At 65.6% G+C, this 19,325-nt stretch carries 31 protein-coding genes; 28 read left to right on the forward strand and 3 right to left on the reverse strand.

The genetic code is table 11. From position 1 onward, the window contains the following. The first annotated feature begins 217 nt into the window (after nucleotides 1–217). From E0E30_RS07775 to E0E30_RS07785, 4 genes are all read left to right on the forward strand, one after another. Entirely contained in the window at nucleotides 218–484 is a 267-nt protein-coding gene (locus E0E30_RS07775; protein WP_167853915.1) for a helix-turn-helix transcriptional regulator, read from the forward strand. Nucleotides 485–580: 96 nt separating this feature from the next. Further along, nucleotides 581–772 (forward strand): helix-turn-helix domain-containing protein, encoded by a 192-nt coding sequence (locus E0E30_RS07780; RefSeq protein ID WP_130865816.1) that lies wholly within the window; start codon nucleotides 581–583, stop codon nucleotides 770–772. 143 nt (nucleotides 773–915) lie between these two features. After that, nucleotides 916–1,083, forward strand: a complete 168-nt coding sequence (locus tag E0E30_RS13300) for a hypothetical protein (protein ID WP_167853916.1) — start codon at nucleotides 916–918, stop codon at nucleotides 1,081–1,083. Then, nucleotides 1,080–1,922 (forward strand): phage antirepressor, encoded by an 843-nt coding sequence (locus E0E30_RS07785; protein WP_167853917.1) that lies wholly within the window; start codon nucleotides 1,080–1,082, stop codon nucleotides 1,920–1,922. Before E0E30_RS13300 ends, E0E30_RS07785 begins: the two co-directional genes overlap by 4 nt. 161 nt (nucleotides 1,923–2,083) lie before the next feature. On the opposite strand, the gene E0E30_RS07790 is transcribed toward E0E30_RS07785, so the two are convergent. Continuing rightward, nucleotides 2,084–2,767, reverse strand: a complete 684-nt coding sequence (locus E0E30_RS07790) for a hypothetical protein (RefSeq protein WP_130865818.1) — start codon at nucleotides 2,765–2,767, stop codon at nucleotides 2,084–2,086. A gap of 26 nt (nucleotides 2,768–2,793) precedes the next feature. Between E0E30_RS07790 and E0E30_RS07795 the strand changes: the two genes are divergently transcribed. The 19 genes from E0E30_RS07795 to E0E30_RS07880 all read left to right on the forward strand — a co-directional run bounded on the left by E0E30_RS07795 (nucleotide 2,794) and on the right by E0E30_RS07880 (nucleotide 13,124). Beyond that, the gene (locus E0E30_RS07795) at nucleotides 2,794–3,003 is read left to right on the forward strand and encodes a helix-turn-helix domain-containing protein (RefSeq protein ID WP_130865819.1); all 210 of its coding nucleotides are present in this window, start codon (nucleotides 2,794–2,796) and stop codon (nucleotides 3,001–3,003) included. A gap of 97 nt (nucleotides 3,004–3,100) precedes the next feature. Beyond that, nucleotides 3,101–3,229 carry a hypothetical protein gene (locus E0E30_RS13760; RefSeq protein ID WP_280953267.1) on the forward strand — a complete coding sequence of 43 codons (129 nt, stop codon included), beginning with the start codon at nucleotides 3,101–3,103 and terminating at the stop codon, nucleotides 3,227–3,229. After that, nucleotides 3,226–3,816, forward strand: a complete 591-nt coding sequence (locus E0E30_RS07800; protein ID WP_130865820.1) for a pentapeptide repeat-containing protein — start codon at nucleotides 3,226–3,228, stop codon at nucleotides 3,814–3,816. The genes E0E30_RS13760 and E0E30_RS07800 overlap by 4 nt, the downstream gene beginning before the upstream one ends. Further along, nucleotides 3,813–4,022, forward strand: a complete 210-nt coding sequence (locus E0E30_RS07805; protein ID WP_130865821.1) for a hypothetical protein — start codon at nucleotides 3,813–3,815, stop codon at nucleotides 4,020–4,022. Before E0E30_RS07800 ends, E0E30_RS07805 begins: the two co-directional genes overlap by 4 nt. Further along, complete coding sequence (locus E0E30_RS07810) at nucleotides 4,019–4,234, forward strand: hypothetical protein (protein WP_130865822.1); 216 nt, start codon at nucleotides 4,019–4,021, stop codon at nucleotides 4,232–4,234. Before E0E30_RS07805 ends, E0E30_RS07810 begins: the two co-directional genes overlap by 4 nt. Next, a complete protein-coding gene (locus E0E30_RS07815) occupies nucleotides 4,231–5,205 on the forward strand; it encodes a YqaJ viral recombinase family protein (RefSeq protein WP_130865823.1) in 975 nt (324 codons plus the stop codon). Before E0E30_RS07810 ends, E0E30_RS07815 begins: the two co-directional genes overlap by 4 nt. A 5-nt stretch (nucleotides 5,206–5,210) precedes the next feature. After that, entirely contained in the window at nucleotides 5,211–6,113 is a 903-nt protein-coding gene (gene bet / locus E0E30_RS07820) for a phage recombination protein Bet (RefSeq protein ID WP_130865824.1), read from the forward strand. Further along, entirely contained in the window at nucleotides 6,110–6,499 is a 390-nt protein-coding gene (locus E0E30_RS07825) for a hypothetical protein (protein ID WP_130865825.1), read from the forward strand. Before bet ends, E0E30_RS07825 begins: the two co-directional genes overlap by 4 nt. Continuing rightward, on the forward strand, nucleotides 6,496–6,957 hold the full coding sequence (locus E0E30_RS07830) for a hypothetical protein (RefSeq protein ID WP_130865826.1): 462 nt from the start codon (nucleotides 6,496–6,498) through the stop codon (nucleotides 6,955–6,957). Before E0E30_RS07825 ends, E0E30_RS07830 begins: the two co-directional genes overlap by 4 nt. Then, nucleotides 6,950–7,411: a single-stranded DNA-binding protein gene (locus E0E30_RS07835; RefSeq protein WP_130865827.1), complete on the forward strand. Its 462-nt coding sequence runs from the start codon at nucleotides 6,950–6,952 to the stop codon at nucleotides 7,409–7,411. Before E0E30_RS07830 ends, E0E30_RS07835 begins: the two co-directional genes overlap by 8 nt. Beyond that, entirely contained in the window at nucleotides 7,411–7,632 is a 222-nt protein-coding gene (locus E0E30_RS07840) for a hypothetical protein (protein WP_130865828.1), read from the forward strand. The genes E0E30_RS07835 and E0E30_RS07840 overlap by 1 nt, the downstream gene beginning before the upstream one ends. A 1-nt stretch (nucleotide 7,633) precedes the next feature. Next, nucleotides 7,634–8,164, forward strand: a complete 531-nt coding sequence (locus E0E30_RS07845; protein ID WP_130865829.1) for a hypothetical protein — start codon at nucleotides 7,634–7,636, stop codon at nucleotides 8,162–8,164. After that, entirely contained in the window at nucleotides 8,161–9,471 is a 1,311-nt protein-coding gene (locus tag E0E30_RS07850) for a DNA cytosine methyltransferase (protein ID WP_130865830.1), read from the forward strand. Before E0E30_RS07845 ends, E0E30_RS07850 begins: the two co-directional genes overlap by 4 nt. A 101-nt stretch (nucleotides 9,472–9,572) precedes the next feature. Next, entirely contained in the window at nucleotides 9,573–9,836 is a 264-nt protein-coding gene (locus E0E30_RS07855; RefSeq protein WP_130865831.1) for a RusA family crossover junction endodeoxyribonuclease, read from the forward strand. After that, nucleotides 9,833–10,156, forward strand: a complete 324-nt coding sequence (locus E0E30_RS07860) for a hypothetical protein (protein ID WP_130865832.1) — start codon at nucleotides 9,833–9,835, stop codon at nucleotides 10,154–10,156. The genes E0E30_RS07855 and E0E30_RS07860 overlap by 4 nt, the downstream gene beginning before the upstream one ends. After that, on the forward strand, nucleotides 10,153–11,070 hold the full coding sequence (locus tag E0E30_RS07865; RefSeq protein ID WP_130865833.1) for a hypothetical protein: 918 nt from the start codon (nucleotides 10,153–10,155) through the stop codon (nucleotides 11,068–11,070). Before E0E30_RS07860 ends, E0E30_RS07865 begins: the two co-directional genes overlap by 4 nt. Beyond that, the gene (locus tag E0E30_RS07870; RefSeq protein WP_130865834.1) at nucleotides 11,070–11,519 is read left to right on the forward strand and encodes a hypothetical protein; all 450 of its coding nucleotides are present in this window, start codon (nucleotides 11,070–11,072) and stop codon (nucleotides 11,517–11,519) included. Before E0E30_RS07865 ends, E0E30_RS07870 begins: the two co-directional genes overlap by 1 nt. Before the next feature lie 417 nt (nucleotides 11,520–11,936). Next, nucleotides 11,937–12,743: a hypothetical protein gene (locus E0E30_RS07875; protein WP_130865835.1), complete on the forward strand. Its 807-nt coding sequence runs from the start codon at nucleotides 11,937–11,939 to the stop codon at nucleotides 12,741–12,743. A gap of 78 nt (nucleotides 12,744–12,821) precedes the next feature. Then, the gene (locus E0E30_RS07880) at nucleotides 12,822–13,124 is read left to right on the forward strand and encodes an HNH endonuclease (protein WP_245306549.1); all 303 of its coding nucleotides are present in this window, start codon (nucleotides 12,822–12,824) and stop codon (nucleotides 13,122–13,124) included. Between the two features lie 240 nt (nucleotides 13,125–13,364). Here E0E30_RS07880 and E0E30_RS07885 read toward each other — a convergent pair whose 3' ends face one another. Continuing rightward, nucleotides 13,365–13,748: a hypothetical protein gene (locus E0E30_RS07885; protein WP_130865837.1), complete on the reverse strand. Its 384-nt coding sequence runs from the start codon at nucleotides 13,746–13,748 to the stop codon at nucleotides 13,365–13,367. Between the two features lies 1 nt (nucleotide 13,749). Further along, the gene (locus tag E0E30_RS07890) at nucleotides 13,750–14,496 is read right to left on the reverse strand and encodes an adenine nucleotide alpha hydrolase family protein (protein WP_130865838.1); all 747 of its coding nucleotides are present in this window, start codon (nucleotides 14,494–14,496) and stop codon (nucleotides 13,750–13,752) included. A 301-nt stretch (nucleotides 14,497–14,797) separates the two neighbouring features. Here E0E30_RS07890 and E0E30_RS07895 point away from each other — a divergent pair, with 301 nt between their 5' ends. The 5 genes from E0E30_RS07895 to E0E30_RS07915 all read left to right on the forward strand — a co-directional run bounded on the left by E0E30_RS07895 (nucleotide 14,798) and on the right by E0E30_RS07915 (nucleotide 19,323). Continuing rightward, nucleotides 14,798–15,127 carry a phage terminase small subunit gene (locus E0E30_RS07895; RefSeq protein WP_130865839.1) on the forward strand — a complete coding sequence of 110 codons (330 nt, stop codon included), beginning with the start codon at nucleotides 14,798–14,800 and terminating at the stop codon, nucleotides 15,125–15,127. A gap of 6 nt (nucleotides 15,128–15,133) precedes the next feature. Next, nucleotides 15,134–16,648 (forward strand): hypothetical protein, encoded by a 1,515-nt coding sequence (locus E0E30_RS07900; RefSeq protein WP_130865840.1) that lies wholly within the window; start codon nucleotides 15,134–15,136, stop codon nucleotides 16,646–16,648. Further along, nucleotides 16,645–17,970: a phage portal protein gene (locus E0E30_RS07905; protein ID WP_245306550.1), complete on the forward strand. Its 1,326-nt coding sequence runs from the start codon at nucleotides 16,645–16,647 to the stop codon at nucleotides 17,968–17,970. Before E0E30_RS07900 ends, E0E30_RS07905 begins: the two co-directional genes overlap by 4 nt. A gap of 2 nt (nucleotides 17,971–17,972) precedes the next feature. Beyond that, nucleotides 17,973–18,755, forward strand: coding sequence for a VG15 protein (locus E0E30_RS07910; RefSeq protein WP_130865841.1), 783 nt, complete (start codon nucleotides 17,973–17,975; stop codon nucleotides 18,753–18,755). Between the two features lie 76 nt (nucleotides 18,756–18,831). After that, nucleotides 18,832–19,323 carry a DUF4355 domain-containing protein gene (locus tag E0E30_RS07915; protein WP_130865842.1) on the forward strand — a complete coding sequence of 164 codons (492 nt, stop codon included), beginning with the start codon at nucleotides 18,832–18,834 and terminating at the stop codon, nucleotides 19,321–19,323. The last annotated feature ends 2 nt before the right edge of the window (nucleotides 19,324–19,325 follow it).

The following is a 19,325-nucleotide window of genomic DNA, read 5'->3' on the forward strand; positions in this document are numbered from 1 at the left end:
CTTGTCCTGTTGCGTGCACCTCACAAGCGTATTGCTTGTACAAGCACAATGCCAGCATGGCTCATAGACGCGCCATGTGACTAGGCATTACACGCTTCCCGCTTGCTTGTACAAGTCACAAGGGCTACGGTCATGGGCCATGAGCCACTTGTACTCCAAGCGCGCAGCTTGCAGACTAGGAAGCACAACCCGCCACAAGAGACGAGGAGGGATGTGGATGAGGATCACCAACCCAGGCGCCATCGCCAGGGCCAGGCGCCGACGGTCACTGTCGCAGACCGATCTGGCCGCCATCTCCGGGTGCACCCAGCAGTTCATCTCCATGATCGAGACCGCCAGGAGCCGCACCTGCTCGGAGGCGCTCGCGCTCACCATCTGCCGGAAGCTCGACATCGACCTGGAGGACGCCTTCGAGTACGGTGAGCCCGACAGCATGCCAGCAGATACACGCTCACGCCGTGCGCTCCAAGCGAGGGCAGCATGACCCACCACACAAAGAAAGCCGCCCCCGCTGCAGCAGGGACGTCCACTGCAGACACTCGGCGTCTCGATTGTCAACGATTGCCTAGACTGCGAGGTGATGAACGTGTCAGAGGAGAAGGCCCGCGAGCTGTTGGCGGAGGTGCGCCGCGCCAGCGAGGCGATCGACGCCGCCATGGAGGACCGTCGCCGAGCGATCCAACAGGCCATGGCCGCCGGGATTGCGCGCGACGAGATCGCGGACGCTGCGGGCGTGCATCGCGTGACGCTGTACAAGCTCATGCAGCACTGACCACCCCTTGTCCAGATGTAGCCTGTGCACTACAGTCATCTGTAGCCAATCGGCTACATCATCATGAGAATGAAACCCGGAACTGCCTCCACTTTGGCGAGTCAGGGCAGCTCCGGGCCAACACCCCTAGAAGGAGCACCCCCATGGTACCTGTCCCTACCCCGTCATGCCCTGAGCCGCTGGAGGCCAGGGGAATCACATGGCAGATCATCGCCGACATTGCCAGTCGGTCCGGCGTCGCCAAGGACACCGTCATCACCGTCCTGATGGCCATGGCTGCCATCAGCGACGGGGCGGAGGACGACCGATGAGCACCTCCGTGACCCAGTTCGCGAGCCCCCAATTCGGCACCATCCGCACCGTCTCCATCGACGGCGAGCCCTGGTTCGTTGCCACGGACATCTGCACAGCGCTCGATCTGACGAACACCACCGTCACATTGCAACGACTCGACGACGACGAACGCTCTAAGTTCAACTTAGGGCGCCAGGGGGAGACTTGGTGCGTCAACGAGGCAGGCCTGTACAGCCTCGTCCTGGCATCACGCAAACCAGAGGCCAAGGCATTCAAGCGTTGGGTGACCCATGAGGTCCTGCCGTCGATCCGGCGCACCGGCGGGTACCTCACCCCCGACGCCATCGAGAAGGCACTGTCCGACCCCGACTTCATCATCCGACTCGCCACCGACCTCAAGTCCGAGCGCGCCAAGCGAGCCGAACTCGAGGCCCGCCAACAGATCCTTGCTCCCAAGGCACGCGCTTTCGACCTGTGGCTGTCAACCAACGTCGACTACTCCGTCGGCCAGATCGCCAAGGCCCTCCACAAGGCGGGGGCCACGACCCTCGAGATCGACGGGACCCGCCGATCCATGGGCCGCAACAACCTCATGTGCTGGCTGCGCGAGAACCACTGGGTCATGTCTCGCGGCAACGAGCCCATGCAGTCCCAGGTGAACCGGGGCCGCATGACCGCCCGCTACGGCGGCTACGAGAACCCCAAGACCGGCGACCAGGTTGGAACCTGCACCCCGCGCATCACCGCGAAGGGTGCCGCCCGGCTCGCCGTCATCCTTGCGGTCCTGCCCGAGGACGTACAGCGTGCCCTCGAGGACATCACCGCCGTCCACGACATCGAGGAGGTCGCGGCATGAGCGGCATCACCATGATGTGCCCGCACGAATATGCGCTCAAAGCCACTCAGGCCGACATGCTCAACACGCTGGCCGACCCGCGTGACCCCGACATGAAGCCGGGCCTGTTCGAGGCCTGCCGAATCATCACCGCGAACAAGACCGCCGCCGCACGCCTGGTGTCAGGTCGTCAGCGCTTGCATGATGCCAGCGGTGGCGCCCTCAATGGCGGCCGGTGCAGCCAGGTGAAGGATCTTGCGCAAGGCGCGGTAGAGGTTCTCGATGAGTGTGCCAGCCTTCTGCGCATCGTCGGCCGGAGCTTCACCGAAATGGACCGCGAGAGCCCCGATGAGCTCGTTGACGAGTCGTTGGACTCCGCTGGGCCCGAAGATCGAGAACTCCTCGACCGCCTTGTCGATGGCCTCGGCCAGCTCGAACAGGTAGCGCGCCGCGTCCGAGTCGAGGTAGTCGGCCGATTCGATGAGCCCGCGGACCGAATCGGTGGCCGACAGGACGTCGGACAGGTCGGATCCCGACACGCCAGCCTGCCCCCAGTTGTCGGCGAGGATCTTGAGGGCCACCAGGTCCGAGTCCCCGACAAGACGCACGACACCGCCGCGGGAACCGGTGATACCGACACTGTCGGTGAAGATCGCTGTCGCGATCGAGTCGACCAGCCCGGCATAGGTCTCGTCGGTCAATCGGTCGCGAACTTGGGAGAACCAGCCGAGGGTCTCCAGGTGGACATCGATCCAGTCGCGCCCCTCGATGGCCCTGGCGGCCTTCGGCGAACGACCTTCGGGAAGCGTCTTCCACTGCGCCAACCTGTCGTGCAGTTTCTGCGCCGGATTCGAGTCATTCGTCATGGGCACATCATCGCAGGAGAACTGTCATGACGTGGATTGATCCGGACCGCTGGTACAAGCCAGCCGAGGCCGCGCCGCTCATCGGCAAGAGCAAGCGCACCGTGCAGGACTGGTGCCGCGGCCGAATCATCTGTGCCCGCGAGGACAAGGGGCCGCGTGGCGGAGTTCGCTATCTCATTCCCGGCGGCGTCCTCGCAGCGTACGTACGGGACAACACGCCGAGGAGGGCCCGGTGATGCCTCTCTTCACGAACGGCGGCGTCCTCCTCCTGGCCGTCCTCGCCGCTGCCTTGTGGGTTGTGTGGCGACTCCACAACGATGACCGGAGGCTGTGATGACCGACTACGACGACGAGCCCGACTGGTGCACATGGTGCGACGGCATCGGCGACTACCAATGGCATGACGAACCGCTGTGCCCCCATTGCCACGGGACAGGAATCGAACCCGAGGAGAACCGATGAATCGCGATGAAGTGCTGTCCATCTGCAAGCAGGCGCTGGAGAAGGGCGGACGGCCCAACCTGAGCTACGCCAACCTGAGCTACGCCATCCTCGAAGGGGCCGACCTGCACGGTGTCGACCTGAGCTACGCCGACCTGAGCTACGCCGACCTGAGCTACGCCGACCTGCACGGTGCCAACTTGCGCTACGCCGACCTGAGCGACGCCATCCTCGAAGGGGCCGACCTGCACGGTGTCGACCTGAGCTACGCCGACCTGAGCTACGCCTACCTGAGCGGGGCCGACCTGCGGGATGCCGACCTGAGTGGGGCTGACCTCTGGAGGACTGCATGGGATGGTCTGTGTGTCGACGGTCTTCTCCGGGGCCGGTGTCTCCTGATTCCCACGCCGCACGGCTGGGTGGTTCAGGCTGGCGAGTGGTCCGGGGCCGTCGACCAGCTGCGCCAGCGCACCGCACATGATGACGACGCGCCTGATGCCATCGCCGTGGTCCGCCGACTCCACGCGGCGTTCTGCGACATGTGCGACGCCCATATCGCAGAGCACCCGCACGTCATCGACGATCTGGCTACGAGGTGGCTGCCATGACCGACCAGTCTCAGCGTGACATGTGGGCGAGCAGCCTCGACGTCGCCATGGGGGAGATCAACGAGGCGGCTGTCCGCCTGGCCACCCTCGACGACGACGCATGGACGGACACCGGCGTCGACATCGACGCCATCGTCACCACCCTCGACAACATCTACGACCAGCTCATCGACGTCTGGTCCGACCTCACAGGAGCCACCCCATGACCACGAGCCAGAACTACGCGCCCGGCTACAGCAGCATCGCAGCCGCCAACGCACTCATGGATGCAGTAGACAACATCGACGATCTCGACGACGAGACGTGGGAGGAGTCCGCTATCGACATCGACGACATGCGCAGCCAGCTCGTCCGCTGGGCGGAGTACCTCACCCGGCGCAGTATCCGCATCCTGCTAGCCGCACGGGGGCAGTCATGATCGACAGGCACACCATCAAGGTCGGGTCGGCCGTCAGGATCTACCGCGGCCCAGACGGCACCCCAGACTGGGTCGAGGCCAGGCGTCGCGGGATCGGCGGCTCCGACATCGCATCGATCCTCCGCGCCGAGGGAGCCTACCGAACACCATACGAGATATGGTGCGACAAGACCGGGCGCGGCAAAGACAAGCCGGCAGACCGCCTCCTCGAGGCCGGACACTACGCCGAAATCGCCATGCAGCACTGGTACCGAGACCACCTGCTCGACGGCAAATACCTGGCCGTGCAGCCCGGCACGTTCCGCTCCCAGACGCGGCCATGGCAGATCGCGAACCCCGACGCCCTGGTTGTCGAACCGCGCCATCAACTGTCGTCGGCAAGCCGTGTCCTGGAGTTCAAGTTCGTGCCGAACACCTCAGACAAGTGGCATGTTGGTGGCGGAGACATCACCACAGGCAACACACGCCCAGACATACCCGAAAAGTATTGGCAGCAGTGCCAGTGGTACATGCACGTCCTCGACCTACCAGTCACCGACATCGTCGCCATGGGCGGCTTCGGCATCCACTGCTGGCGTATCACCGCCAACCGCGACTGGCAGGAGGATGCGGCACGGCAGGCCGCCGATTTCTGGGCCACCGTCGAGGCCGACCTTGACGTCCACTGGGAGCCCGAGCCAGCCAACTACGAGGCCGACCGCCGCCGCCACCCCCACATCACCGCCGCCACCGTCACAGCGACCGCCGACACCGTCATCGCATGGCGTGAATACCAGCGATACCACACCTCATTCATGACCACCCAGAAAACCGACACCGCAGCCCGGCGGGGATTGCAGGCCCGCATGGCCCACGAAATGGGTGACGCAGGCACTCTCGCCCTCCCCGACGGCACCGTTCTGGCAACCCGAACCGCCAAGCGAAACGCCGACGGCACACCCGGAACCCCCTTCGTCTCCATCCGAAAGTGAGAATCATGTCCACCGACATCGTCCAGGCACGATCATCAGAACTGTCCATCGGGCCGTCCCAGACGGCATTCACGGACTCCCAGGTATCTGTCCTACGGCAGCTGGGTGTCACGTCAGCATCAGTGGACGATCTGAGGATCTTCTTCCACCGCTGCCAGTCCACCGGGCTGGACCCGTTCTCGGGGCAGATCTACATGATCGGGCGCAGGTCACGTGAGGGCCAGAACTGGGTTGTCAAGCAGACGATCCAGACCGGCATCGACGGATACCGGCTCATCGCACATCGGGCGGCTGAAGCCCGGGGCATGTCGCTGTCGTGCGACGACACCCTGTGGGCGGACGGCGACGGGCACTGGCATGACCTGTGGATCTGGGACACCCCTCCGACTGCCGCGAAGGTCGTCGTCCGTGTCGGAGAGGCCAGATTCTCCGGTGTCGCGACGACAACGGAGTACATGCCGATGCGCATGGATCGCTCCGGCCGTGAGGTGCCGATGGGGCTGTGGGCCAAGATGCCAGCCACCATGGTCGCCAAGTGTGCTGAGGCGCTCGCCCTGCGCAAGGCCTTCCCCCTCGACCTGTCTGGCATCTACACGACCGAGGAGATGATGCAGGCGGACGCACGGGAGCGCACGATCGCCACTGATACGGCACCGGCGCAGCCCCGCCCGAGGCTCGACTACAGCCGTGCCACGAGGGCCATGACCGACTGCGGGGTGACACAGGCCGAGATGCTCGAAGTCGCGAAGGACATCACCGGGCGGCGCGAATTGGCGTCGGCCAACGAGCTGACACAGGACGAGCTCGATGCCGTCGCGGACGCAGTCATCGCCGGAGCCGAAGACGACCACGACGACACCGTCGACGCCGAACTGGTGGACCCCGACACCGGCGAGGTGACCCAGTGACCGAGCACCTGTCGGATGACTACATCCACCGCCAGATCCCCGAGCCCATCCTCCTGGCAGTAGCCCGGCAGAGAGAGGCCATGAGGCGGGCGTTCCCAGAGCGGGAGAACATGGACGATGGCATTGTCGACGCCGAGCTCCGACTACACGAGAGCAAGGTTGGGCCAAGACTCCGGTCAGCGCATCTCGAGTTCATCGGCGGTGACGGTGGCCCCAGTCACGTGGGAGCGTGCATCGTCTCTCTGACCTTTACGGCGAGATCGAAAGCCGCGGATGATACGGCTCGCTGGCTCACCAGCTCCATCGCCTGCCAGTTCAGGTGGCTGGAGGACATCATCCGCCGCGAGCCCGGCATCGCCCGGGTCCTGCCGGGGAGTCCGTCGTGAGCGACATCACCGTGCCAGGCCAGGTCATCACCGACATCATGTGCCGGCTGCGGGTCACCGACGACGGACACGCCACCCTCGACCGCCCACGACGCCGACGCCACGCCAGCTGGATCCACGACGGACACCGCTACCAGCCCACCCCGGCACAGATCGTGTGGGCCTACGCCCACGGACGCCGGCTCCCCCACCACCAGGTGCGGCGCCTCTGCGGATTCGGCTGGTGCCTCCACCCGGATCACCTGTCGATCGCACGCCGACACATGCCCACCCCCGTGTGGCCCGTCGACCTCGACGACATCGCCTACCGGCGGGCACACGGCTGGAACTGGCCAGCCATCACCGAGGTCACCGGCTGGACCCCGGCAGACATCACCTCCATCCCCCACGTGCGACGTATCCACCAGCCGCTACAGGCCGACGCACACCACTACCTTCAGGAGCAGCACCATGGCTAAGGACACCCCCATCACCGTGATCGGCAACCTCACCGCCGACCCCGAACTGCGCTTCACCTCCAACGGGGCGCCGGTGGCGAACTTCACCGTGGCCTCGACCCCGCGCACCTTCGACCGTCAAACCAACGAGTGGCGCGACGGCGAGGCAATGTTCCTCGCCTGCCATGCGTGGCGCCAGTACGCCCAGAACGTCGCCGACTCCCTGTCCAAGGGGATGCGCGTCATCGTGCAGGGCAACCTCAAGGCCCGGTCCTACGAGGATCGTGACGGGAACCGTCGCACCTCGTACGAGATCGACGTCCAGGAGGTCGGCCCGTCACTGAGGCATGCGACAGCGCAGGTGACCCGTAACCCGTTCAGTGGCGGCCAGAGCCGGGGGCGTCAGCGTACCGGCGGCCAGCAGCAGGGTGTGGATCCGTGGGGCATCAGCCAGTCCGAGGAGGCCCCGTTCTGATGGCTGCACCTCGTGACACGTTCGTCGACATCGGCGCGGCCAAGATCGATCCGGTCCAGTACGGGCTCGCCGCCAGATTCCTGGCACGCCATGACGCAGAGGACCTCGCCGACATGATCCTCGACCCCAGCCAGATCATCACACCCCCACCGGCCAACGGGACGCCTCGTAGCCGCCGGTACACGAGGACCGGATTCACCAACACACGAAAGGTCGCCTGACATGACCGACAAACTCGATCTGGACGCCCTGCCGGAATGGACCGTCATTCGGGTGAACGACACGCTCAACGCTATCCGACTACTCAAGGTTGACGGACGATGGTATCCGGTCGCCGCCGACAGGGAGGATGTAGACGTGTGGCCCACTGTCACCGTGGAGCATGGCCCCATGACCTGCGCAGAACATCTCATAGCGGCATGGGATGCCGCAACCGTACCAGAAGACGGAAAGATTCGCTCCGGGGAACGATTCATCTCACTGACATGGGATGCCGAAGTTACGGTTCGAACGGCAGAACATGACTTCGCGGCAACCGCGCAATACCGTCTCATGACGCAGCGGCCACGGCCCGCATGGATGGATGCCGAATGGGTATGGGCCGACACTGAACGAGACGAGCGCGTGCTGTGGCATCACCAGTACGACGGATGGCAGTCGCTCCAAACCACCGACTGTATCCCGATGCACATCATGGAGACCCGAAGCCCGTTCATCGCCACCGTGTCCCCCGACAAGCAGGACCAGCAATGATCACCATGACCGACATCTTCGCCGGGGCTGGCGGATCGACGACCGGCGCCTGCCAGGTCCCCGGGGTCGAGGTGTCCTTGGCGGCGAATCACTGGCCTCTCGCGGTCCAGGTCCATGCCGAGAATCACCCGCACACGAATCATGCCTGCGTGGACCTCCACATGGAGGACCCCCGCAACTTTCCTCGCACGGACATTCTGTGGGCATCACCAGAATGTACCAAGTGGAGCCTGGCCAATCAGAAGGCCAAGGCGTTGTCGGTCGAGCTGGGCGGTGACCCGACCCTTTTCGACGACGTCCCCGACGGGCTGATTTCCGAGGGCGAGGACGAGATCACCCGCTCGCGGCTGCTCATGTTCGACGTGTTGCGGTTCATCGAGTACCACCGGTACCGGGCGGTCATCGTCGAGAATGTCGTCGACATCGCGACCCAGGCCAAGTACGCCGACGCGTGGGCGGCATGGCGTCGCGGCCTGCGTCGCCTCGGCTACGAGTACCGGGTCGTGAGCCTCAACTCGATGCACGCCCAGGCCGCCGGCGACCCGGCACCCCAGTCACGGGACCGTCTGTACGTCGTGGCATGGCCGCACGGCTGCACTGCTCCCGACATCGACCGGGTCATGCGGCCGGCTGCGTGGTGCCCCCGCTGCGACACCACGGTGGCCGCCCGGCAGGCATGGAAGCCTGGCCGAACCGTCGGCCGGTACCACGCCCAGTACGTGTACGTGTGCCCCGACTGCGGGGCCATCGTCGAACCCGGATGGCGGCCGGCCTCGACGATCATCGACTGGACTATCCCGGCCGAGCGGATCGCCGACCGGAAACGCCCCCTCTCCGCCAAGACACTCGCACGTATCCGTGAGGGCCTGCGCCGCTACGGCACCGCCGAACCGCTCATGGTCAGGCACAACACGACCCGCGCCGGGGACAACCCGGGCCATCTGTGCACGCCGGTCACCGAGCCCCTGCGCACCCTGACCGCGACCTCGTCCAAGGCCCTGCTCGTGCCCTACTACAGCGCCAGTGAGACGGCCAAGCCGGTCTCCCAGCCCATCGGCACCCTCACCTGCACCGACCGGTACGGCCTGGCGACCACCCAGCCGCAGATCACCGACGCCGACGTCATGGAATGCCGGTTCCGGATGCTCGCCCCCCACGAGGTCGCCGCCGGAATGGCCTTCCCTCTCGACTACCACTGGGAGGGCACCAAGCGTGACCGGGTCCGCCTCGCCGGGAACGCTGTCACCCCGCCGGCCGCCCGTGACCTCCTCACCGCCGTCACCGAGTCCATGGAGGTGGCGGCATGACGCAGGAGTTCACGCTGATGGTTCCGAATACGCTGTGGATGTCGCTCAACCACCGGAAACATTGGGCGGCCAGAGCACGCGCCACGAAAACACTCCGATGGATGGCCGCTGCGGCTTGCCGCAAACACGGTATCCACGCCGACAGCCGGGTGCGTGTCATCGCCACCATCGGATACCGCCCCGGGCGTGCCGACCCCAACAACGCGACACCCACCCTCAAAGCGATCATCGACGGCATGACCGATGCGGGCGTGTGGCCCGACGACTCCTCCGAGTACGTCCTGGGCCCCGACCCGCGTCGCGACCCCATACCGCCACCCACCGGCTACCACACCGTCACCATCGCCCTCCAGGAGACCCCATGAACAGAACCGAGAACATCGAGAATCTGGTGCATCTCGTGACGGCGCGGGAACGTCTCATGACGCTGACCGAGACCGCCTGGGAAATCCACTACGAGATCGAGCGCGTCACACCGATGCACGGCGTCATCGACGCCGAGGATCTCGACAGACTCCAGGGGAGGGCTCGGCTCCTGTCGGTCGAGCTGCGCGACTTCATCGGCCCCGTCGATGCGCTCCTGGCCGGCACCCTCGAGCTGTTCGACACCACCGACGACGTGGACGCCTCGACGACGCCCGGGCTGAAGCAGGATCCACTCGACTTCGAGGGAGGCACGGCATGAGGATCCGCACGATCAAGCCAGAGTTCTGGTCGTCGGAGGACATGGCGGTCCTGCCCTTTGTGCACCGGCTCGTCTTCGTCGGCCTGTGGTCCATGGCCGACGACGAGGGACGCCTGTCCGCTGATCCGAGACTCATCAGGTCGCAGCTCTTCCCGCTCGACGACCACATCGGTGAGGACTCAGTGAGGTATCACGGAGGACTCACTGAGGACTCAGTGAGCATTCACGACATCCTCACTGACCTCTCACGCGGGGGTCAGATCACCCTCTACAGAGGCCCCGGAAAGCGGATTTATTGCCAAGTCGACAATTTCGCCCGACACCAGAAGATCAACCGCCCCACACCCTCCAAGATTCCCGCCCCGACTACGGCAAACACAATCCTCACTGAGGACTCAGTGAGTCCTCACGGAGTCGTCACTGAGGACTCACCCCCGGAACAGGGAACAGGGAACAGGGAACAGGGAACAGGGAACAGGGAACAGGGACCCCCCTCACTTCGTTCGGGGGTCCGGGGGGACACCACGTCGACACCACCCAGCGACCTCGCCACCGCCTCCGGTCGGGACGTCGTCGCTGACGCTCCGGCCAAACAACAGACGAAACTCGGCGCACGACTTCCCGACCAATGGCAGCCAGCACGCACCAGCCCCAACCTCAACGTCGAACAGCCCCACAGTCCCGACTGGCTCGACGACCAACTCAACCGATTCCGCGACTACTGGCACGCCCAGCCCGGCGCCAAAGGCCGCAAGACCGACTGGGACGCCACCTGGCGCAACTGGATCCGCAACGCCACCGACCACACCACCAGCCGCCGACAGCAAGAAACCGACGCCCAGTACCAGCGCGCCAAACACCGCGCCGCCACCGGAACCAACCCCCTCATCGACATCATCAACGGAGCAGCCTGATGAACCTCGACCAAACGACAGACCTGGTCCGCACCATCCGAGCGATCTGCCCAGCCCAAGCCCAGGACGAGTGGACCCCCGAAGCCTGGCACCTCATCCTCGACGACATCGACCTACGCGACGCCCTCACCGCCGTCCGCACCATCGCCCGACGCCACGACACCCGACCCCTCTGGATCGACCCCCGCCAAATCCGAACCGAGGTCCACCGCGTCCACGACGACCGCCTCGACCGCGCCCGACTCGACCACCCGCCGACAGACCCGGACGCCTACCGCCAATGGCTCCGAGACACCCGCCACCACATCGCCAACCACCACAGCACCCAACCCCAAGCCCTGGAAGCCACGCCACAGCCACAGGAGCCCCGAATAGCCAACACCGGCACATCCAGGCGGGACCAGCTCCGCCAGGCTCTCAGAGTGACGCCCAGCGCGACGGAGATTTGAGCGCCTTCCAGACACCGACCCAACCCGACACCCACACCAGCCCCGAAACGCCGTCACAGGTCGATCGCAAGACCGGAAACCGGCAAAAGGAGACCAACCATGACCTGGACATGCCACCACTGCCACGCCACCTTGAGCGGAGCCAAGACACAGCACTGCACCGTGTCGGCAGGCACGGCGTCAATACCGGCCCCGATCGTCGCCGCTGCCTCACTGCCGCCGAGATGGTCGAGCGGGGACTCATCTTCGACGCGGACAGGTCAATGTGGCGTCTCCCCGGCACATGGCGCGGGCCCGCAGATAGCCCAGAAACGGACGGCGTCGAGAATCTGAGCGCCTCGCAGCCCTGACCCGGCACATCTTCCCACCCCACCACCTCCCAGAGCCTTAGAAACCGATTTCCCGAAAGGACCGTCCATGACCGACCCCCTCGTGTGGATCCCCCGATCCGATCCGGTGGCCCGCATCCGCCAGATGCCAGCCCTCGTCGCCGAGATCGAGGCCCTCGGGGGCACCCGCAATCCCGACGGCGAGACCACCCACACCCGCACCGTGCCAGGATCGCGCCCGCCGCTGGATGTCTCCCGCCTCGATGTCGTGGCCTCCGACGGCTGGGAGCCGTCCAGCCTCGTCGAGCTGTCATCGGTGGCCTCCCGCATCATCTGGCAGGCCGTTGACCCCGACACCCGGACAGCACACCCGCAGCCGTGCGGACTGTCCTGGAACACCGAGTGCGCATGGTTGGCCGACATCTGGGCGGACTCGAGGGCATGGCTCGATGACGTCGACATGGGCATCGTCGACCAGGTCGTCCACCAGACCTACTCGACCCTGACCAGACAGGCCGGCGTGCGACCTCCCACGAGGATCTCCTGCCCGTCCTGCGGGGCGTCGATGCAGCTCGTCGGTCAGGGGGTCAAGGCCGTGCTCGTGTGCGAGGCCACAGCATGGAGCAGCGACCGCCACGAGATGCCGGGCCCCGCGGCCCTGGAGCTCCAGTGGCGCTACCACCGAGCCATGACAGCCGATGAGCTCGGGGAGTGTGACCTGCCGGTGACCTGTGGACAGATCAGGCAGTGGCGCAAGCGTGGGCGCCTGCGCCCGGCTCTGCGGTCACAGCACCGTGGCGATCCCCACCACTACTGGCCGTGGGATGTCATCCGTCTCCTGTGGCCCGGGATCATCGAGGCCATCGATGCCCGTGATGCCCGGGGCGCGGCATGAACCACACCCGTGTGATTCATGTGCTATGGTACAGATCGTCGGACAAGTGTGTCCGCGATCACATCACCGGATGATCTCATGGCGACCAATCGCACAGCATCCTCAGCGCACATCAGGTGGCGCAATCGCATCCTCGCTCGTGACAGGGCTCGAGGCCTCACTCACTGCCCGCTGTGTGGCGTCGAGCTCGCCTGGGGGCAACCGGGGCTGCCCAACTCCGTCGAGGCCGACCACATCGTGCCGGTCCGCTGGGGAGGACAGAGCACCCTCGACAATGGCCGATCTATCTGCCGGACCTGCAACCGCTCGAAGGGCGATCGGGAGCAGCCCGGCCAGGTGGACATCAACCGCCAGACCAACAAGACATGTCTCGAATGGTGAGACTCGATGTCTCAACCCAGGGGGGGTCCCCCGCGTTATCGCGATTTCTCCTCCAGCGGCTTAGTGAAATCCCCCCGAGACCGGGAATCGTTCTCACTAGCGCTTAGGTTCGCGAGGCGGATGACTGTCGCCCTGGTCAGACCGGCGGCCGTGGCTATCTCCGGCCAGGTCTGTCCGTCCTCGCGGGCTCGCCGAATGAGGTCGCCCCGGATCTCTCGCAGGCGCCGATATATCCGTAGCTCACTCATCGGATCCAAGGTCGACTCCCATCACCTTGCATAGCTTGTATCCATTGATGTACTTGTCACCGAGGCTGAGGTCGCCCACCACCTGCTCGATCCAGGCCTCCTTGTCCTCACGGGTGCAGAAGCAGATCGCGACCCAGTGCTCGGAGTCGGTGGCGTACCTGCGCCTGCGCTCCTCCTGGGTGGCTCGACTGCGGTAGGCCTGCTCCATGGCCGAGAGTTCGCGCTTGGCGTCCTCCTGGACACTCCCGGTGTACTCAACCTCGGCGAAGGGGTCGGCAGCCTTCGGGTGGAACTCGTCGCCGCGAGCCTTCTTCGTCGTGCTCTTCCCGCTCGTCTTCGAGCCGAATTTCGCGTCCTTGACGTTGCCGAATCCCATGTCAGTAGTCCTTTACGATATCGGTTCTCATGATGTCGAGGTCAGCCAGGGGGAACCAGTCGAGAACTCTCTGGTAGTCCTCGGGTGCGTGGCCCCGTAGGGGTCGGATGAATCGCTCGTCGACCCCGTCGAAGGATCGGCCGAACCAGGCGTAGTCGATAGGGAGTCGCACGCCGCGCTTGGGGTCGGTCCAGGGCAACGGGAGGTCGGCCTCGCGGATGCGTCCCATGACCTCGTCGATGAGCCAGTCATGGATGGGCGAGACTTTCCGCGAGGTGGCCTTCATGACGCCGTGGCGCGTGAGTGATGCTCGGCGCTGGATCGAGTCGGCCGCCCTGACTCCGTCCGCGACCCAGGTGCGCTGGGGGAAGCCGAGGTCATCCTTGATGATCCTCCAGGTGGCGTCGTAGTCGAGGGTGGGCATCTGGGCCGCCTCGATGATGGAGCACCGCTCCGGCGGCTGGTAGACGAGTGAGTTGAGCATCCGCCACAGCGACGGGTGCGGGTACTGGTGGATCGTGATCCCCCAGGCGTCCTGGAGCCGATCGATGGTGTCGTCGACGAAACCGAGCCCGGGGATGGCGTACAGGTACACCAGGTGGGTCTCGATCCCGGCGTCGGACAGTGCCAGCGCAGTGGCGATGGCGTCCTTGCCCAGCGAGAAGGACACAAGGACTGGCTCCCTGTCTCCTGCGAGCCTGCGTCGCACCTCGGTCGATGGCGGCTGCCCTTTGACTGTCGTGGTCATGGGGAGAGTATAGAAATGAGACACTCGATGTGTCAATCGAAAGGGTGATCCACATGAGGAGAGTCGCTCGTACTCTGGCTGCTGCCAGTCGGCAGCGCTGGCGTACTGCCAGGTCTGCCCTGGCGTCGTCCAAGAGCCTGTCGGACACGGCAGGAATGCGCAGGTCTAGGAGCCAGCTCAGGTCCCTGCGTCGAGGCTGACATGTGCCATGGTCGCAGCATCGACCATGGCCGGACATGCCGCTGGGAGCCGGGGTCGATGATCCAGCCCCCAGCAGGTCGTGATGAGAGGAGTGGTCGCCATGGCGCAGCCGCCGCTGCCCGATGATGTCGACTGGGAGTGGGCCGATGCCACCCGCCAGTGGTGGAGGGCGTGGGGCGAGGATCCACGTACTGCCGACTGCTCGGATGCCGACTGGGGATTCCTCCTGGAGGCGGCAATCCTCCATACGTCTATCTGGGACGATCACGAGTTCGTCAACATCTCCAGCCTCCGAGCCCACGAGCTGGCGTTCATGTCGCGACTCGACAAGGGGCGCGAGGCGTCGGCGCAGCATGCACCCCCTGTCGTCCCGGCTGAGTCCCCGGCGGTGACGATGATGGACAAGTACCGTAAGCGCCGCACGGGGTGATGACGGGTGGCCGATGATGTCGGCAATCAGCTCCCGCGGTTCCGTGTCGCCCCGCCCTACCGCGTGAGCGCCGGGGCGGATGCGGCCAAGCTCGGCGCCATGTACGGCCTGACACCGGATCCGTGGCAGGCGGCCGTCCTTGATGACTGGCTCGCCGAGACGCGCTCGGGCAAGCTCCTGTCCGGCGTGTGCGCCTTGGTGGTGCCCCGCCAGAACGGCAAGAACGCGGTCCTCGAGATCGTCGAGCTGTTCAAGGCGACCGTTCAGGGCAGGCGCATCCTCCACACCGCCCATGAGGTCAAGACGGCGCGCAAGGCGTTCGCGCGGCTCCGGTCATTCTTCGAGAACCGGGATCGCTACCCGGATCTGGCCATGATGGTGAAAGCCATCAGGTCGACGAACGGCCAGGAAGCGATCATCCTCCATCATCCGGACTGTCGGACGATGGCCAGCGGGTGCGGATGTGCCGGATGGGGGTCGGTGGAGTTCGTCGCCAGGTCTCGCGGGTCAGGTCGTGGTTTCACGGCTGACGATCTGGTCTGTGACGAGTTCCAGGAATTGTCGGACGAACAGCTCGAGGCGTTGCTCCCGACGATCTCGGCCGCACCATCCGGTGACCCCCAGCAGCTCTTCACGGGTACCCCGCCGGGGCCGCTGGCCCCCGGCGAGGTGGCAATGCGCATCCGTAGACAAGCGCATGCGACGTCACCGAAGCGGGTCGCCTGGACGGAGTTCTCGATCCCCGACGACATGGCCCCCGAGGTGGCGATGCGCCAGTGGCGCAAGCTCGCCCAGGGGACCAATCCGGCGCTGGGCATCCGTCTCAACATGCAGACCGTCTCTGACGAGCACGAGTCGATGTCCCCGGAGGGGTTCTGCCGTGAGCGGCTGGGGCAGTGGGATCGGGCCACCCTCTCAGCCTCCGCGATCCCGGTCGGCAAGTGGGCCGAATCGGCCGTTGACGATGTCGAACCGGCGGGGCCGAAGTCCTTCGGTGTCGCCTTCTCCCGCACTGGAGCCTCGGTGGCCTTGGCGGGCGCATTGAAGACGGCTGACGCCATCCACGTGGAGGTCATCGCTGGCCAGTCCGGCGACATGGGCCATGGGCTCGGCTCACTGGCCGACTGGCTGGCTGCTAGATGGCAGGAGACGGCCCAGATTGTCATGGCCGGTGCGTCCTCGCCCACCCTGGCGGCCGAACTGGCCGATCGGGGGGTGCCGCAGCGCATGGTGGTCGTCGCCAACACCGGCCAGTACGTGGAGGCGTGCGCCGGGCTGCTCGACGCCGTCAAGTCCGGTACCCTCACGCACCCTGCCGGAGCTGGACCCAGGGACATGCTCGAGGCGTCGGTCGCATCGGCCGTGCAGAAGCCGCGCGGATCGGGGTGGGGCTGGAGGTCGTCCCGTCGCGATGGGGACGAGATCGCGATCGAGGCGGCGTCGCTGGCGGTCTGGGCGGCACGCACGACGAGAAGACGCCCGAGGGCGTCCAGGAAGGGAAAGAGGGTGTCCATCATATGAGTCTGTCGGCCGATGAGATGGACCTCGCGTCGCGGATGCATGATCGGCTTAAGCGACTCCGCCCGTGGCACCGGCGCATCGAGGGGTACTACGAGGGAAACCGTCGCGTGCGACAGCTGGGCGTGGCGATCCCCCCCGAGCTCCAGCGCATCACCTCTGTCGTGAGCTGGCCAGCCATCGCAGTGGATGCCCTGGATGAACGTCTCGATTGGCTCGGATGGACCGGAGGGGCCGATCTCGGCCTCGATGACGTGTACATGGGCAACCAGCTCGCCACGGAGTCCGGTGCATCCCATCTTGATGCGCTCATCTTCGGGATGAGCTTCGTCGTCGTGCTCTCTGCCGGCGATGGGACTGTGTCGGTGCGCCCGCAGTCGCCCAAGAATGCCACGGGGATCATGTCCCCTGATGGCCACACGCTCTCGGCCGGTCTCATCGAGCAGGAGACGGACGACATCTCCGTGGTCCTCGGCGAACTGCTCACCGAGGAGTGGATCGTGTCCATGGAGCTTCGGGGCGATCGGTGGACGGAGAAGGATCGGATGCCGAACACCCTGGGCCGCGTGCCCATGGTTCCGATCGTCAATCGGAGACGTACGTCACGGCAGCGCGGTCGCTCGGAGATCACCCCGGCGCTGCGCTCGTACACCGATGAGGCCGTGCGGACACTGCTGGGGCAGACGGTCAACCGTGAGTTCTACGCCTACCCCCAGCGGTGGATCATGGGCGTCTCCTCGGAGGAGTTCGAGCAGCCCGGCTGGATGCTGTCCATGGCGTCACTGTGGGCTGTTGACAAGGACGAGGACGGCGACACGCCCACCGTCGGGTCTTTCCCGGTCAACTCCCCTGCCCCATACGCCGATCAGGTTCGCCTGTTGGCCCAGTTGGCTTCTGGTGAGTCGGCAGTGCCGGAGCGGTACTTCGGGTTCGTCACCGCCAACCCCCCTTCGTCGGATGCTCTGGCCTCAGAGGAGGCCAGGCTTGTCAAGCGGGCAGAACGCCGTCAGGTCGGATTCGGGTTCGGGTGGAGCGATGTGGGCCTCATGGTCGCCCTAGCCCTGGGCAACGACATCGACGCGACCGAGTTCCACCGCACGGTGCGCCCCCGATGGCGCGATGCCTCGACGCCGACGCGGGCCGCCACCGCCGATGCGGTGACCAAGCTCGTCGGGGCCGGGATCATCCCGGCTGACTCCAGGGTCGTGCTGGAGATGCTGGGGATGGATGATGCGTCGATCGACTCGATCATGACCCATAGGTCCATGACGGCCCCGGATCCGTTGACGTCGCTGGCTGACGCGATCACCAAGCAGACTGTCTGACCATGTCCGAATCGGTGGCGCGGGCTGCCCGGCGACTCGTTGCCGACCATCAGCGTTCGCAGACGAGGATCGCCCGGGTGTACTCGGCCTATGCCGCCGAGCTGGGGCGTCGATGGTTCGCGGGCAAGGTGGGCGATCCGCAGTTCGTCATCATGTGGACGGCGCTGGAGAAGGCCGGGCATGCCAGTTCGGCCCAGCGGACCGCGCAGTTCATCACCGACTACCGCTCGATCCAGTCACATCGGCCCGCGTCAGCCCAGGTCGTCCTCGACGAGTTCGATCCGGCTCCCGCCACGTCGGCCGCGTTCGCGCTCATGGGGTCGGTTCGACGTGCCCCTGACGCCTTCGAGCGGATCGTGGCCGAGTATGCGTCGAGCGTGGATCGCCGGGTCCTCAATGGAGGCCGGGACACTATGGAGTGGTCAACGGCCGCGAGCCACACGACATGGCGCCGCGTCACCGATGTCAACCCGTGCGAGTTCTGCATCATGCTCGCGACGAAATCTGACTACTCGTCTCGGGAGTCGGCGCTCGTCGTAACTGGGAATCATTACCGAAAGCGGTCCTCCCATCGTCGCAGAACACCACGACAACCCGGGTCCAGATACCACGACCACTGCGGTTGCACGGCAGTCGAGGTGATCGGCCCGTGGGAACAGACAGACGCCGAACGCTCCCATGAGGAGCTGTACCGCTCGGCGGTCAGGCTTGTCGGCGACCGAGGAGAGCAGGCGATGACCACAGCAGTTCTCTCCGCCATGCGCGAGCTCAGCTCGCCCCATTGAGTTCGGCCCGGGTGTCGCCGTCAAGGACGCCCATCCCCGCACGGGGACCATCGCATCACCACCGCACGGAGGAACCATGCCAGAAGACCAGGAGTCCGCGAAGGCGGATCAGGGGACCATCGAGAATCCCGCACGGGAGGCCGGCAACAAGACCCACTCGGAGAGCGCGACGGACCGGAAGGCAGGGGCGCGCAAGTGGGAGTCCAGAGCCAAGGAGAACAAGGCCGCTCTCGATCGACTGGAGCAGGCCAACGACTCGAGCACCTCGGACATCGACAAGCTCACCAAGGCCAATGGCGAGCTCAAGGCGAAGGTCGATGCCCTCATCCTCGAACATCTCCGCCGCGACGTCGTATCCGCCAAGGGTCTCCCCCAGGAGGCCGCCGCCTACCTGTCGGGCAACGATCGGGAATCGCTCGAGAAGTCGGCTGACGGGCTCGCCGCTCTCATGGAGCCACGCCAGTCGCAGCAGATGCGCAGGCTCGCTGGTCAACCACCCACCGACAACCAAGAACGCACCGAGGAACTCGACTTCATCGACGCCCTCGTAGACATCAACCGGAGGTAACA

Origin of the sequence: Acidipropionibacterium timonense (assembly GCF_900605005.1) — a bacterium.
Taxonomy (GTDB): Bacteria; Actinomycetota; Actinomycetes; order Propionibacteriales; family Propionibacteriaceae; genus Cutibacterium; species Cutibacterium timonense.

What these genes read in the sequence shown, in the direction of transcription:
- E0E30_RS13300 (WP_167853916.1), top strand. Translation starts at nt 916, where the DNA reads ATGGTACCTGTCCCTACCCCGTCATGCCCTGAGCCGCTGGAGGCCAGG.
- E0E30_RS07800 (WP_130865820.1), top strand. Translation starts at nt 3,226, where the DNA reads ATGAATCGCGATGAAGTGCTGTCCATCTGCAAGCAGGCGCTGGAGAAG.
- E0E30_RS07865 (WP_130865833.1), top strand. Translation starts at nt 10,153, where the DNA reads ATGAGGATCCGCACGATCAAGCCAGAGTTCTGGTCGTCGGAGGACATG.
- E0E30_RS07775 (WP_167853915.1), top strand. Translation starts at nt 218, where the DNA reads ATGAGGATCACCAACCCAGGCGCCATCGCCAGGGCCAGGCGCCGACGG.
- E0E30_RS07885 (WP_130865837.1), bottom strand. Translation starts at nt 13,748, where the DNA reads ATGGGATTCGGCAACGTCAAGGACGCGAAATTCGGCTCGAAGACGAGC.
- E0E30_RS07860 (WP_130865832.1), top strand. Translation starts at nt 9,833, where the DNA reads ATGAACAGAACCGAGAACATCGAGAATCTGGTGCATCTCGTGACGGCG.
- E0E30_RS07875 (WP_130865835.1), top strand. Translation starts at nt 11,937, where the DNA reads ATGACCGACCCCCTCGTGTGGATCCCCCGATCCGATCCGGTGGCCCGC.
- E0E30_RS07835 (WP_130865827.1), top strand. Translation starts at nt 6,950, where the DNA reads ATGGCTAAGGACACCCCCATCACCGTGATCGGCAACCTCACCGCCGAC.
- E0E30_RS07845 (WP_130865829.1), top strand. Translation starts at nt 7,634, where the DNA reads ATGACCGACAAACTCGATCTGGACGCCCTGCCGGAATGGACCGTCATT.
- E0E30_RS07780 (WP_130865816.1), top strand. Translation starts at nt 581, where the DNA reads ATGAACGTGTCAGAGGAGAAGGCCCGCGAGCTGTTGGCGGAGGTGCGC.
- E0E30_RS07870 (WP_130865834.1), top strand. Translation starts at nt 11,070, where the DNA reads ATGAACCTCGACCAAACGACAGACCTGGTCCGCACCATCCGAGCGATC.
- bet (WP_130865824.1), top strand. Translation starts at nt 5,211, where the DNA reads ATGTCCACCGACATCGTCCAGGCACGATCATCAGAACTGTCCATCGGG.
- E0E30_RS07880 (WP_245306549.1), top strand. Translation starts at nt 12,822, where the DNA reads ATGGCGACCAATCGCACAGCATCCTCAGCGCACATCAGGTGGCGCAAT.
- E0E30_RS07795 (WP_130865819.1), top strand. Translation starts at nt 2,794, where the DNA reads ATGACGTGGATTGATCCGGACCGCTGGTACAAGCCAGCCGAGGCCGCG.
- E0E30_RS07915 (WP_130865842.1), top strand. Translation starts at nt 18,832, where the DNA reads ATGCCAGAAGACCAGGAGTCCGCGAAGGCGGATCAGGGGACCATCGAG.
- E0E30_RS07895 (WP_130865839.1), top strand. Translation starts at nt 14,798, where the DNA reads ATGGCGCAGCCGCCGCTGCCCGATGATGTCGACTGGGAGTGGGCCGAT.
- E0E30_RS07785 (WP_167853917.1), top strand. Translation starts at nt 1,080, where the DNA reads ATGAGCACCTCCGTGACCCAGTTCGCGAGCCCCCAATTCGGCACCATC.
- E0E30_RS07810 (WP_130865822.1), top strand. Translation starts at nt 4,019, where the DNA reads ATGACCACGAGCCAGAACTACGCGCCCGGCTACAGCAGCATCGCAGCC.
- E0E30_RS07905 (WP_245306550.1), top strand. Translation starts at nt 16,645, where the DNA reads ATGAGTCTGTCGGCCGATGAGATGGACCTCGCGTCGCGGATGCATGAT.
- E0E30_RS13760 (WP_280953267.1), top strand. Translation starts at nt 3,101, where the DNA reads ATGACCGACTACGACGACGAGCCCGACTGGTGCACATGGTGCGACGGC.
- E0E30_RS07805 (WP_130865821.1), top strand. Translation starts at nt 3,813, where the DNA reads ATGACCGACCAGTCTCAGCGTGACATGTGGGCGAGCAGCCTCGACGTC.
- E0E30_RS07815 (WP_130865823.1), top strand. Translation starts at nt 4,231, where the DNA reads ATGATCGACAGGCACACCATCAAGGTCGGGTCGGCCGTCAGGATCTAC.
- E0E30_RS07855 (WP_130865831.1), top strand. Translation starts at nt 9,573, where the DNA reads ATGGCCGCTGCGGCTTGCCGCAAACACGGTATCCACGCCGACAGCCGG.
- E0E30_RS07850 (WP_130865830.1), top strand. Translation starts at nt 8,161, where the DNA reads ATGATCACCATGACCGACATCTTCGCCGGGGCTGGCGGATCGACGACC.
- E0E30_RS07790 (WP_130865818.1), bottom strand. Translation starts at nt 2,767, where the DNA reads ATGACGAATGACTCGAATCCGGCGCAGAAACTGCACGACAGGTTGGCG.
- E0E30_RS07910 (WP_130865841.1), top strand. Translation starts at nt 17,973, where the DNA reads ATGTCCGAATCGGTGGCGCGGGCTGCCCGGCGACTCGTTGCCGACCAT.
- E0E30_RS07840 (WP_130865828.1), top strand. Translation starts at nt 7,411, where the DNA reads ATGGCTGCACCTCGTGACACGTTCGTCGACATCGGCGCGGCCAAGATC.
- E0E30_RS07890 (WP_130865838.1), bottom strand. Translation starts at nt 14,496, where the DNA reads ATGACCACGACAGTCAAAGGGCAGCCGCCATCGACCGAGGTGCGACGC.